The sequence below is a fragment of the Acinetobacter junii genome (assembly GCF_018336855.1).
In the GTDB taxonomy this organism is placed as follows: Bacteria; Pseudomonadota; Gammaproteobacteria; order Pseudomonadales; family Moraxellaceae; genus Acinetobacter; species Acinetobacter junii.
Genome location: NZ_CP059558.1, coordinates 890,466 through 902,992 on the forward strand (window position 1 = coordinate 890,466; position 12,527 = coordinate 902,992).

A 12,527-nucleotide genomic window follows, 5' to 3' on the forward strand; every position below is an offset into this window, starting at 1 on the left:
ATCCTTAAACTGTTTGATCATCTTCAAGTTTTTTCTGTGCTTCAGCAACTAAGCTTAAAAAGTCTTTGGTGACTTCATCATCAGCGCTATAGCCTTTTTTCTCCCAAATTTGTTGAAACAGTTTTTCGGGTGTCGGTGGCTCTAAATTAATTTTTGATTCAATTTCTGCATTGGTTTGATTGGATAAATATTGACGTGAAATCCGCACCAAACGGTAACGGTCTTTAGGCAAGGCATCTTCGAATTGTTGTCTGAGATTCGGTTGAGGAGGCGTGGCTGTGTGATATTCAATATCAACATATTCACGATGATCTATACATTCAATGAGGCCCTGTGGCAGATTTTTGAGTCGCTGCATGACGTCATTGAGTTCACCTTTAATTTTGTGTAATTGAATTGCTCGCGGAATGGCAATGGCCTCAAACTCAACTTGATTTTCAGTTTTAACTGGATCAATCGTGACTTCAAGCACTTGGTGTTTATAATTAATTTCACTAAATGACAAGGGAATTGGAGAGCCACTATAACGGATGTGATCTTGCCCAACTTTCTGTGGTTTATGCAGATGTCCCAAAGCCACATAGTCAATCTCGTCGTCAAACAGCGTGGTTGAAAGTGCTTCCTCATTACCAATAATAATTGGTCGTTCAGAATCTGAAGTTTCACCACCTTGCATATGTGCATGCGACATCAGAATTAGAGCTTGATCATCGGTTTTACGGCGTTTTGCTTCAGCGATTAAATGTTGATGCAGATAGGCAATCGCATTTTGACTGTTGGTGGTATTTTCATTGAAACCTGTGATTTCGGCTGAACGTAAGAAAGGCAGGGCAATACACCATGCGACAATCTGTTTTTGCTCATCATAAATCGGCAAAATTAAACGATCTAAATCTAAGCTTTTATCTTCATTCCAGCGAATCACTCCGACTGTTTTGGCATTATATTTTTCAAGTAAGGGTTCTACTTGTTCAATGCGATAGCCTGAATCATGATTTCCCGCGATCATCAATGTTTGCATCTGTGGTGCAAGATCATGCGCATCAGCAAGGAATTGATAAAGCTGTTTTTGTGCCTGTGAGCTCGGATTGATCACATCAAAAATATCGCCTGCAATGAGTAAGGCATGCGGTTGTTTAATTTTGATTTGCTCAAGTAACCATGCAAGAAATTGTTCATGTTCGTAGTGGCGGGAATGGTTGTAAAAAAACTGTCCCAGATGCCAGTCAGAAGTATGAAAAAAACGCACGGCCATAAGTGAATCTAATAATGAAATGAATGCGAATAAGGTAGCACGTATTCTAGAAAAAAGTAGAGCTTAGCCAAGCAGAAAGTAGCTACAAGATATCGCTTGATCATTTTAAAACGATCAACTAGTTTGGTACCGAAAAACTAAATAAAAGGAAATAGAAAATGAGCTTAGGAAAAGTAAGCCGTGAAATGATTGATCATATTATGTTGATCGGTTTAGATCGTGTGGCAAAACGCAATGCCTTTGATAGCCATATGATTGATGATTTATCTTTAGCATTAACAGAATATGAAAATAATCCTGAATTACGTTGTGCTGTCATTTATGCGCATGGTGATCATTTTACCGCTGGTCTAGACCTAGTGGAATTACAACCGAAAATTCCGCATGGGATTTTTAATTTTGCCGATGCTCAAATTAATCCTTGGGGCGTTGGAGGACGACACATAACTAAACCTGTTGTGGTCGCAGTGCAGGGTATTTGTTATACCGCTGGAGTGGAACTGATGCTCAATGCAGATGTGGTAATTGCCAGCGAAGATACTGTATTTGGACAACTAGAAGTGCTACGTGGGATTATGCCTTTTGGCGGTGCAACGGTTCGTTTTGTACAGGCAGCTGGTTGGCAAAAAGCCATGCCTTATTTACTTACAGGTAAAACCTTTGATACTCAAAAAGCCAATGAGTTGAATCTTGTTTCTGAGGTTGTAGAAAAAGGTAAGCAACTTGAGCGTGCGATCGAAGTTGCTAAAGAGATTTGTATTGCTGCGCCACTTGCTGTGCAGGCTCTATTAGCTTCTGCAACCGATGGAGTGACTTTAGGGCATACAGTTGCGTTTGATAAAATGGATAACTACCTTAAACCACTATTTGAATCTGAGGATGCTCAAGAGGGTGTTCGAGCCATGCTGGAAAGACGATTGCCACAGTTTCAGGGTAAATAGTCTATTTTGAAGCTTGGTATATTCAATTTTCATCACTAAGTTGTTGCCAAGTTTCTTCTCTATTTAAAATGCTGATGCCGAGTTTCTCGTATGTATCTGAAGGTCGCCACCACCTATTATTTTTATCTAATAGTTTATTTTCTTCCTCTGTCACTAAAACTACTCGATAATATTCAATAAGTAAATGGTAAAAAGTTTCTGCATCCAATGGTGTTTCAGAAAGGTGAAAAACATCTCTAAAAAAAGAAATTGGTGTCCAATGTTCATATTGAATTTTTTTGCATTTTAGTTGTTTTCTCAATTTACGGTCTTTTTGTGTTAGATATAACTTAATATTATTTTCTTTAATTAAATCATATGCTTGAATTGAGGCGAATGGGAAATCTTTCCATGGCCATCCTCTAATAACTTGATCACCAACAAATGCTAAGAAACTATCACCATATAAATCTTTATTTTTCAGGTAAATGTCATGTAGTGATTCTAATACTTGAGAAAGATGTCTAATTCTCTTCTTAGTGTTAGAAATTATTAGTAAATCATCTTCAGCTAATACGCCATCTATCATATCAGCAATAGGAGTTTTTTTATTCTCTAGTCTTTTAGCTGAATTACTATCATTATCCCATTGTTTTCTTAATTCAATAGCTTTTGCTTTACTCATGTTTTAAGTCTCTATTGTACAAAATGTAAAAATAAATTTATCAATATCTTGAAGGATGATTTTACAGAAAATTATCTTCTTTCAGGTTTATACTGCATTTGTATTCGTTTTAATGCATGAAATATATAATGTTGACGTTCTGGAGATAAGCCCAAACCAAAGCGAATGGGTTGCGCGGCATCTATAAAGATTTGTCCTTGTTGTTTGTTGGAAGCATTTTGAATATGATTTTCTCTGATTCGACTCACTTCATTCCAAATAAAAGATTTGGATTTACCTAGTTTCCCAATACCTGTAAAAACCTTTCCACCTTGACGATCTATGGTGAGTTCAACTTTTCCAAACAGTACGAGTAAAGTAAAAAAGCCAAAGATTAATGTACCGATGATAAATGGGATACCAAATAAACTTTGTAAAAGACTAAATTCTTGGTTCGCTATTTGAGTACCATAAATCCCACCCAATGAACCACCTGACCATATCAGCATAAATGGAACCAAGAAAAAGGCGATTGGGCTTCTTAAGGTTGCACCAAGTTTAATTTCTTGCATGTCATTTTTATACCAAGCACCTTTAGGTGGTTGATTAATATCAAAAGCGAATTGGGGCGATGAATCAAAATTTTCAGATACTCTGAATAGATGATTGCAGTTTTGACATTTCCCCATATCCGTTTGGATATTGATATTCTCATTCACAACTTCGTTTTGACAGTTTGGACATTTCATTTTTATTTGAATTAACTATCTTAATTTTAAGAAAATTTAGTATAACACTGTCATTTTGCATTCTCATCTATTTTGCATGTACCAAAGACATTATTGTCTAGGTCGAGAAAATAGCCTTGCCAACAACGATGAGGAATCGCAAATTTATCCATCGCTATAAGACCGCCCAAGCTTAAAATTTTGGCTGCGGTTTCATCAAAATTGTCTACTTCAATCGTACAGGTAAAAGCATTGGTACCGCATTCAGTTGAGGGGATTGCGACTGGACGTTGAAGTAATCCACCATGAATCCCTTCCGTTTCGATACGATAATATTCGATGGGTAAGCCATCAACATGCTCGAAATGCCAACCAAAGACATTTTGATAAAATTGAGTATCGCGTTTGGGATTGGAGGATTGAATTTCAAAATAGATAATCGAGTTCATGGCTAATCCTATATTTTTATTTTTGTATGATTAGAAAAATAAAAACCGACGATTCGAGTGATGATAAATCGTCGGTCAAAATCTTTATCAAAAGTTTTGGCTGCTAACAAAACAAATGCTAAAGATGGAGAGTCATAATGAAAGGTCACCGAAAATCGTTGCGGATGCCGTGCAATTTAGATTCGGTTGCTGCGACCTTGTACCCTATATAACGCTAAAGAATGTTGATCGGTTGACATAAAAATGAAAAAAAAGTGAAAAAAATTTATAATTAATTAATGAAACCACTCAAATTGGGTTTAACTACATGATTTCACTTCGTTTATATTATTTATGGTTTTTTATTATTTGTTTGGTTTCAACTTTGGTAGCAGGCGTGCTGGCTGCTATTTTACCAAATAATATTGCAGGTATACTCACAGCAATTCCGTATTTGATTGCTATTATTTTTGTTTTATTCAAATTTTTAAAACAGCAACGCCGTGCCCCAACTGCAACTGAAAAAAAGAAACTCACTTTGATGTTTAGTTTAATTTTTTGGGGGTACAACTTATTTGGATTATTACTCGGGTTATTCATTTTTAGTCGCAATGATCCTGAAGTTTGGCAGAACTTTATTGCGTATTTACAGCAGCCAAATTTTCTTATGATCGTTGTAGTAATGTGGTTGATGCTTGCAATACCTCTATATTTGATCACATTGTGGTTCTATGGCGCACAAGCACAACGAATGGCGAACAAGATGTTTAACTAGGTTAATAAAGTTCACTTGTAATTCACCCTTGTTCTGTTAAGACTATCTATACACATGATTTTTGATAGGTAGTGCGATGCAAAAATTGACTGTATTGGTAACAGGGGCGAGTGGATTTATTGGTTCTCATCTTTTACCTTTTTTGTTGAAAAGACAGTACAAGGTCATTGCGCTAACACGACAAACGAATAAATCTTCACAACATCCTGATCTGCAATGGGTGACTTCATTTGAGCAGATTCAAACCCAACAAATTGATTATGTCATCAATCTTGCGGGCGAAAATATTGGTCAAAAACGCTGGAGTAGTGAGCGAAAACAGCAATTAATGAATAGTCGTGTCAATACCACCCAACGACTTTATGAGTGGTTGCAACAGCAACAGATTTTTCCGAAATGCATTATTTCTGGCTCAGCGATTGGCTACTATGGTATTGATCCACAAGAGCAATGGAATACCAGTTGTGATGAAAACACCCCAGCGCAGGCGATTTTTATGTCTGAGCTTTGCCAAGCTTGGGAGCAAACGGCTTTAAAGTTTTCGCAACAGAATACGAAAATTATTCGTTTAGGGGTTGTATTTGGTCAAGGTGGTGGAATTTTGCCGCAAATGTTGTTGCCGATTCGATTAAATGCCGCGGGTAAGATTGGTTCAGGGCAACAACCAGTAGTGTGGATTCATATCCAAGATGTGTTAAGTGCAATAGAGTTTTTATTTGACTCCAATAGTGCGCAGAAGGTTTACAATCTCGTTACACCTGAGCAAACAAATCAACAGCAATTCGTTAAGATTGCTAGCAAAATCTTAAAGCGAAAACCCTTTATTTCATTGCCAAAGTTCGTATTTGAGCTTGCTCTAGGCGAACAATCACAATTGATTTTAAATGGTCAATATGTACAGCCTAAAGCCTTACAAGCTCTTGGTTTTGAGTTTCAATATCCAACTTTAGATATGGCATTAGGTGAAATTTTACTCGACGACTAAGAGTTTCTTTCGCAGTTGGGTTGGAGAGTACGCGTTTGGTTCAACACATGTCGGTTGCTCTAGAATGAGCTGACGCAGCAGTTGTGCCGAACCTGCTCCCATACATAATCCATTGCGGAAATGTCCAAAGTTTGCCCACAAATTTTCAAGCTCTGGAATCGCCCCAATGTATGGGATGCCATGTGGTGAGCTAGGGCGCAAGCCTGCCCAACGTTTTACGATTGGAAATTGAGCTAGCTCAGGAACCATTTCTAGGCACGCTGTCAAAATGTCTTGCTGAGTTTGATCATCTACAGTGGTATTAAAACCGCAGTCCACCATACTTGAACCACAGACGATATGACCATCCTGACGTGGAATCAGATACATCACTTGATTCATGCACATCGTTGGAAGCCAATTTTCAGGTGTTTTGAATAACAACATTTGACCTTGGATAGGATGAACAGGAATATTCAGTTGTAACTGTTCTTCCCAATGCTTTGTCCACGCACCTGAAGTTAAAACTACATGATCAGCAAAGTGTTGGTGACCATCTTCGCTTTGCAAGCCCTTAATTTTATGTTTTTGAATGATTAACTTTTCGATTGGACTATGTTCAAAAAAACGAACCAAAGGATGTTGTTTCAAATAACTAATCAGAGATTGAAGTAGGCGAGGATTCCGCACATTGGATAGATGAGGAAAATAAATGGCTTCTCGGAATTTTGCTGAAACACGTGGATTAATCTGATTGAGTTGATTCTGATTTAAATATTCTGATTGTTGCATCGGCTCATTGAACTTTGCTGCATAGCTCAACCCAATATCAAAATCATCCTGATCGAAAATTAGCATGCCTGTATCGTGAATCTGAAAATCAATCCCTGTGATTGGGTAGAGTTTTTCATTCCACATTTGATAGAGCGATTTTCCAAACTGAGCTAATTGGTTAACTTCGGGTGCATATCGCCACGGATACATAGGCGATAAAATACCACCACCAGCCCAAGATGCAGCTTGACCTGCTTGCTGTTGATCAAAAATATCAACAAAACAGCCTTGTTCAGCAAGTTCCAGAGCTGTCATTAAGCCGCTGATCCCTGCACCAATGATGGCAATATGCATATTAACGTCAAACCAATTTAAAGATCCCTCCCTCCTTATTAAAGAGGTGAGGAGTGTTGTAGCTTCGGAGAGTTATTTCATCTCTTTGAGTTTACGTGCGGCTTCTTCAGCAAAATAAGTCCAGATACCGTCTGCACCTGCACGACGACAGCACATTAATGATTCTAAGATAACACTGTCCGATAACCAGCCATTTTGGATAGCACCTGCAAGCATCGCGTATTCACCGCTAACTTGATAGACAAAGGTTGGTACGCCAAAAGTATCTTTTACTTCACGAACAACATCTAGATATGGCATTCCAGGTTTAACGATGACCATATCCGCGCCTTCTTGGATGTCTAAAGCAATTTCATGTAATGCTTCAGCACGGTTGCCGATATCCATTTGATAATTATATTTATTGCCGCCTTTTAGGTTGCTAGCAGAGCCAACTGCATCACGGAATGGACCATAGAAACTTGATGCATATTTAGCAGAGTACGCCATGATATTGGTATAAATAAAACCGTTTTGTTCAAGTGCTTGACGGATTGCTCCGATACGACCATCCATCATGTCACTTGGGGCAACAACATCTGCACCTGCCGCAGCATGACTCAATGCTTGTTTAATTAAGCATTCAACAGTTTCATCGTTCAACACATAGCCTGTTTCATCGATAATGCCATCTTGACCGTGAGTAGTATAAGGATCAAGCGCACCATCTGTGATGAGTACCATTTCAGGTAATTCTTTTTTAAGTAATTGGCAAGTGGTTTGTACTAATCCATCTTCATGCCATGCTGCTTCAGCAGTTAAACTTTTGTCTTCTTGAGGGGTAACGGGAAATAGTGCAAGCTTTGAAACACCTAACTCAAGAAGTTGTTCTGCTTTTTTGAGCAATAAATCAGCAGATAAACGCTGTATATTTGGCATGCTCGGAATGTCTTGAACTTGTTGTTGTCCTGGTAGTACAAAAACTGGATAAATCAAGTGATTAGCTGTCAATTGTGTTTCGCTTACCATCGCTCGTAATTGGTCATTTTTACGGATACGGCGCATGCGAGTCGCAGGGAAAGCAGGACGATTGAACGTATAAGTCATAACAATCTCGATGTTCAGTATTACACTATAGGAATAATTGAATCATTTAAGTCATGCTAGGGGAGAACTTAGCGGCTTAGGTCAATTCGATGTCCTCACTATTGTAGCCCTATAATTTTGGTTTTGTAAAAATTATGGGATGTTTCAAAAGGGCTGTTGAAATTTTGATCATGTGATGCAGTATTCATGATAAGTCATAAGTATTTGCAGGCATTTATCAATGCTCATCAGCTTCGATCTATGGATTCAGGCAGCGTATGAATGATGTAAAGAAAAACTGGACAGGTAATATTCAGTTAGGTGCTAAAGCCGATCATGGCGTGGTATTAAAACAGCTTTGTAAAGCATTTAATTCTTCACCATTTTTTAAGCACTGTGGCATGGTCATGCGTGTAGTTGATGATCAAATTGAAGGCTACATTGAGATGCAACCAGAGTTGATTGGTAATGTTGCGTTCCAGATTTTGCATGGTGGTGTTGCTGCAACGATGTTGGATAGTATTGGTGGAGTGGTTGCAATGGAACAGCTATATCGCCGTGCAACGCCAGAGGATTTACCTGATACTATTAAAAAAGTTTCTCGTTTGGCTACTGTTGATATGCGTGTAGATTATCTTGCACCTGGTCGTGGTAAATATTTTATCGCTCGTGCAGAAACTTTACGTTTAGGGCGTAAGGGATGCACGATGCGCATGACGATGGTCAATGATGACGATAAGCCAATAGCGACTGCAATCGCATCATATGCTTTCTAATTTTTTGAAAAATTTCAAAAAAGCGCCATTCGGCGCTTTTTTTATTTCTGAAAACAAATAGTTTTAATTATTATCAAAATGCTATAACTGAACGCATCAGTTATTTTTTTTATTCTCGTAATATGATTATTTGTCGGTAGAATGCTCTGAAATTTTTGTTCATATTTATCTTTTGTTTTTAACTTTCGGTTAAGTTTCGATACATAGACTGATCGGCTGATTAAAACAGAAGTAAATGATCTATTTAATTTCAGGAATAATTTATGACTGACTCCCAAACCAACGAACAGCAAGCTTTATCTGAAGCTATTTCTGATGATGCAATGAAAGCAAAGCGTAAAAAGTTTTTAGGACTATTTGCCCTGATTCTTATCATAGCTGCAATTTTGTATGGGATTTGGGCATTATTTTTTCATCATTCTGTAAGCACTGATAATGCCTATGTTGGTGCTGAAACAGCACAAGTGACCTCTATGATCGGTGGACAAGTTGCTGAAGTTTTAGTGAAGGATACACAGCAGGTTAAACGTGGCGATATCTTAGTTAAAATCGACCAACGAGATGCACAAATTCAACTTGCACAGGCTCAAGCGGAGCTAGCAAAAGCACAACGTCAATACAAACAAAGCCAAGCAAATAGCAGTTCTCTGAATTCACAAGTGATCGTAACTAAAGATGAAATCACAAGTGCTCAAGCTCAAGTCAATAAAGCCCAAGCTGAATATGATCGAGTGAGTTTAGAGTTAAAACGTCGTAACGAACTAGCTGCTTCAGGTGCAATTTCTAAAGAAGAATTAAGTAAATCACAAAGTGCTGTTTCGACTGCAAAAGCCAGTTTAGAGCTTGCTCAAGCAGGACTTGCTCAAGCTATGTCGAGTCGCAATGCTGCGGTAAGTACTTTGGCTGCAAACGATGCTTTGATTCAAGGTGTCAATGAGGCTTCAACTCCAGATGTTTTAGTGGCAAAAGCACATGTTGATCAAGCATTATTAGATTTGGAAAGAACGGTTATACGTGCCCCTGTAGATGGTGTTGTAACACGTAAGAATATTCAAATTGGACAGCGTGTTGCACCTGGAACAGTCATGATGTCCGTCGTACCAGTTTCAGCGTTATATGTAGATGCCAACTTCAAAGAAAGCCAATTGGCAAAAGTGAAAGCAGGTCAAACTGTGACATTAACATCTGATTTATATGGGGATGAAGTCATTTATCACGGCAAAGTTCAAGGTTTCTCAGGTGGAACAGGTGCTGCTTTTGCATTGATTCCTGCACAAAATGCGACTGGAAATTGGATTAAAGTGGTTCAGCGCCTACCTGTACGCATCACCTTAGATCCTAAAGAGTTGGCTGAGCATCCTCTGCGAGTAGGTCTTTCAATGCAAGTAGATATTGATCTAGCATCGAAGTAATTCATCATGAAGACTCAGAATCCTTTTGCAGAACTTAGTGGTGGGCGATTATTGCTTGCAGCTTTTGTAATTGCACTTTCTAACTTTATGGTGGTGTTAGACACAACGATTGCTAACGTTTCTGTTCCTCATATCACTGGTAACCTCGCCGTTTCAAGTTCTCAAGGAACTTGGGTGATTACGTCTTATGCAGTGGCTGAGGCCATCTGTGTTCCTTTAACTGGATGGTTGGCAGGGCGATTTGGTACGGTTCGTGTCTTTGTCTTTGGTTTGATTGGCTTTACGGTCTTTTCATTTTTATGTGGTCTAGCGACTTCATTAGAAATGTTGGTCTTTTTCCGTATTGGACAAGGGCTCTGTGGTGGACCGTTAATGCCACTGAGTCAAACATTATTAATGCGTATTTTTCCACCTGAAAAACATGCTCAAGCGATGGGGCTATGGGCAATGACAACGGTGATTGGACCTATTCTCGGTCCTATTTTAGGCGGTTTGATTAGCGATAATTTATCATGGCATTGGATATTTTTTATCAATATACCTGTCGGAATATTTTGTGTTCTCGCTGCGATGCGTTTGTTGTCGGTAGCTGAAACCAAAACAGAAAAATTACGCATAGATGCGATTGGGCTGGGATTGCTGGTACTTTGGATTGGTGCGTTACAACTCATGCTTGATCTTGGGCATGAAAAAGACTGGTTCAACAGTAGTAGTATTATCGTTTTAGCTTTAATTGCCGTGATTGGTTTTATTGTTTTTATGATTTGGGAGTTAACCGAAAAACACCCTGTTGTAAATTTATATGTTTTTAGGCATCGAGGTTTTGCAGTTTCTGTCACTGCCTTAGCATTTGGGTTTGGGGCATTTTTTGGCAGTATTGTATTGATCCCACAGTGGTTGCAAATCAATCTAGGATATACCGCAACATGGGCTGGTTATCTAACGGCAACTATGGGCTTTGGTAGTTTGACGATGTCTCCAATTGTAGCCAAATTATCAACCAAATATGATCCACGTGCTTTAGCGAGTTTTGGTTTGGCTTTGCTGGGTGTTGTAACCTTAATGCGTGCATTTTGGGTAACTGATGCAGATTTTATGGCATTGGCTTGGCCTCAGATATTGCAGGGATTTGCTGTCCCATTTTTCTTTATCCCCTTGTCTAATATTGCAATGGGCTCGGTTCTTCCCCAAGAAATGGCATCTGCTGCAGGTTTAATGAATTTTCTAAGAACCATGGCAGGGGCAATCGGTGCTTCGATTGCAGTTACGATTTGGGATGACCACACCAAAGTGGCGCGTAGTGAAATGGTTAATTCACTGCATCCACAAGAGGTTCAAAATACATTGCTGCAAAATGGGTTTTCTTCTGATGCTACTTTGGCAACAATCGCCAATCTTGTCGATAAAGAAGCAATTACGATTTCAGCAAATCATGTCTTTATGATTTTGGCTTTGGTGTTTGTGTTTGCGAGTCTATTAATTTGGTTAAGTCCTAAACCTAAGCCGATAGTAGGTGGCCCCGCACCACATTAACTGCATGATTTAGGTGGAAATCATTGAATTAAACTTGGAGTTGTTCTCCGAGTTTTTTCTTATAGCTAAGGTGTAACCTAACTCTAAAGAGGATCAAGTAAAAAATCGCTTGACCTTACAATTATGGGAAGGAATATATTCTATTAACCATCTATTTTATTGGAGAGATATCATGGAATTCCATGTAGAGAATATGACGTGTGGTGGTTGTGCTCGCGGTGTTACTCGAGCAATTCAAGCTTTGGATGCAAATGCTAAAGTGATTGCTGATCCACCAAGTCGTAAAGTGACTGTTGAAACAACAGCAACACAAGAGCAGGTTGCTGAAGCATTGACTGAAGCAGGTTTCCCACCGCGCTAAAATCATTTAGACAAAGTTTAAGGGCTACATTTTTGTAGCCCTTTTTAATTCCTTATTTTTTCTTGGCTAATGGTGAAATTGACAGCAGGTCATTATGGTGATGCTGTTCCTTATTTTCATTGCTCGGTTCTTTGAGACCCTCAAGAATCGGACATTCAGGACGATCATCACCTGCGCAGCAATTGATTAAATCTTTCAGCGTATTCGCCATTTGCTGTAAGTCGTTTATACGTTGTTCTAATTTCTCAATATGTCCGAGTGCTAAGCGTTTTACATCAGCACTTTGTCGATTGCGATCATTCCACAGATCAAGCAAATCTGAGATTTCCACAACTGAAAATCCCAATTCTCGACTTCGCTTGATAAACTTTAAACGTTCAACATCAGTCACTGAGTAGGAGCGATAACCTGCATTATTACGCCCCGCTGTCGGGATCAAACCAATCTGTTCATAGTATCGAATCATTTTGGTTGAGACCCCTGAAGCTTGAGAGACTTTACCAATATTCATCTTATTC

14 protein-coding genes are annotated in these 12,527 nt (G+C 38.8%); 7 read left to right on the forward strand and 7 right to left on the reverse strand.

Annotated features, from left to right (window positions below; genetic code table 11):
• Positions 1 to 4 precede the first annotated feature (4 nt).
• Positions 5 to 1,255 carry an exonuclease SbcCD subunit D gene (locus H2677_RS04260; RefSeq protein ID WP_212639204.1) on the reverse strand — a complete coding sequence of 417 codons (1,251 nt, stop codon included), beginning with the start codon at positions 1,253 to 1,255 and terminating at the stop codon, positions 5 to 7.
• Positions 1,256 to 1,413: 158 nt separating this feature from the next.
• Here H2677_RS04260 and H2677_RS04265 point away from each other — a divergent pair, with 158 nt between their 5' ends.
• Positions 1,414 to 2,196 carry a crotonase/enoyl-CoA hydratase family protein gene (locus tag H2677_RS04265; RefSeq protein ID WP_212639205.1) on the forward strand — a complete coding sequence of 261 codons (783 nt, stop codon included), beginning with the start codon at positions 1,414 to 1,416 and terminating at the stop codon, positions 2,194 to 2,196.
• A 22-nt stretch (positions 2,197 to 2,218) separates the two neighbouring features.
• Here H2677_RS04265 and H2677_RS04270 read toward each other — a convergent pair whose 3' ends face one another.
• The 3 genes from H2677_RS04270 to H2677_RS04280 form a co-directional block, all read right to left on the reverse strand.
• Complete coding sequence (locus H2677_RS04270) at positions 2,219 to 2,860, reverse strand: hypothetical protein (RefSeq protein WP_212639206.1); 642 nt, start codon at positions 2,858 to 2,860, stop codon at positions 2,219 to 2,221.
• Positions 2,861 to 2,931: 71 nt separating this feature from the next.
• On the reverse strand, positions 2,932 to 3,588 hold the full coding sequence (locus H2677_RS04275) for a hypothetical protein (RefSeq protein ID WP_004952744.1): 657 nt from the start codon (positions 3,586 to 3,588) through the stop codon (positions 2,932 to 2,934).
• Positions 3,589 to 3,638: 50 nt separating this feature from the next.
• Positions 3,639 to 4,016, reverse strand: coding sequence for a VOC family protein (locus tag H2677_RS04280; protein WP_212639207.1), 378 nt, complete (start codon positions 4,014 to 4,016; stop codon positions 3,639 to 3,641).
• Positions 4,017 to 4,323: 307 nt separating this feature from the next.
• On the opposite strand from H2677_RS04280, the gene H2677_RS04285 reads away from it, so the two are divergent.
• Together H2677_RS04285 and H2677_RS04290 are read left to right on the forward strand one after the other, a co-directional pair.
• Positions 4,324 to 4,770 (forward strand): ABZJ_00895 family protein, encoded by a 447-nt coding sequence (locus tag H2677_RS04285; RefSeq protein WP_151707908.1) that lies wholly within the window; start codon positions 4,324 to 4,326, stop codon positions 4,768 to 4,770.
• A 76-nt stretch (positions 4,771 to 4,846) separates the two neighbouring features.
• On the forward strand, positions 4,847 to 5,755 hold the full coding sequence (locus tag H2677_RS04290) for a TIGR01777 family oxidoreductase (protein ID WP_212639209.1): 909 nt from the start codon (positions 4,847 to 4,849) through the stop codon (positions 5,753 to 5,755).
• Here H2677_RS04290 and H2677_RS04295 read toward each other — a convergent pair.
• Positions 5,741 to 6,862, reverse strand: a complete 1,122-nt coding sequence (locus tag H2677_RS04295; RefSeq protein WP_212639210.1) for an NAD(P)/FAD-dependent oxidoreductase — start codon at positions 6,860 to 6,862, stop codon at positions 5,741 to 5,743. The two genes, H2677_RS04290 and H2677_RS04295, sit on opposite strands and share 15 nt — an antisense overlap.
• Before the next feature lie 72 nt (positions 6,863 to 6,934).
• Positions 6,935 to 7,948 carry a porphobilinogen synthase gene (gene hemB, locus H2677_RS04300; RefSeq protein WP_004913864.1) on the reverse strand — a complete coding sequence of 338 codons (1,014 nt, stop codon included), beginning with the start codon at positions 7,946 to 7,948 and terminating at the stop codon, positions 6,935 to 6,937.
• A gap of 257 nt (positions 7,949 to 8,205) precedes the next feature.
• Here hemB and H2677_RS04305 point away from each other — a divergent pair, with 257 nt between their 5' ends.
• The 4 genes from H2677_RS04305 (at position 8,206) to H2677_RS04320 (ending at position 12,009) form a co-directional block, all read left to right on the forward strand.
• Complete coding sequence (locus H2677_RS04305) at positions 8,206 to 8,703, forward strand: thioesterase family protein (RefSeq protein ID WP_004952759.1); 498 nt, start codon at positions 8,206 to 8,208, stop codon at positions 8,701 to 8,703.
• A 263-nt stretch (positions 8,704 to 8,966) separates the two neighbouring features.
• Positions 8,967 to 10,115, forward strand: coding sequence for an HlyD family efflux transporter periplasmic adaptor subunit (locus H2677_RS04310; RefSeq protein WP_212639211.1), 1,149 nt, complete (start codon positions 8,967 to 8,969; stop codon positions 10,113 to 10,115).
• A gap of 6 nt (positions 10,116 to 10,121) precedes the next feature.
• The gene (locus H2677_RS04315) at positions 10,122 to 11,648 is read left to right on the forward strand and encodes a DHA2 family efflux MFS transporter permease subunit (RefSeq protein ID WP_004913858.1); all 1,527 of its coding nucleotides are present in this window, start codon (positions 10,122 to 10,124) and stop codon (positions 11,646 to 11,648) included.
• A gap of 172 nt (positions 11,649 to 11,820) precedes the next feature.
• Complete coding sequence (locus H2677_RS04320) at positions 11,821 to 12,009, forward strand: heavy-metal-associated domain-containing protein (RefSeq protein ID WP_004913856.1); 189 nt, start codon at positions 11,821 to 11,823, stop codon at positions 12,007 to 12,009.
• Positions 12,010 to 12,061: 52 nt separating this feature from the next.
• On the opposite strand, the gene cueR is transcribed toward H2677_RS04320, so the two are convergent.
• Complete coding sequence (gene cueR, locus H2677_RS04325; protein ID WP_004952770.1) at positions 12,062 to 12,520, reverse strand: Cu(I)-responsive transcriptional regulator; 459 nt, start codon at positions 12,518 to 12,520, stop codon at positions 12,062 to 12,064.
• Between the last annotated feature and the right edge of the window lie 7 nt (positions 12,521 to 12,527).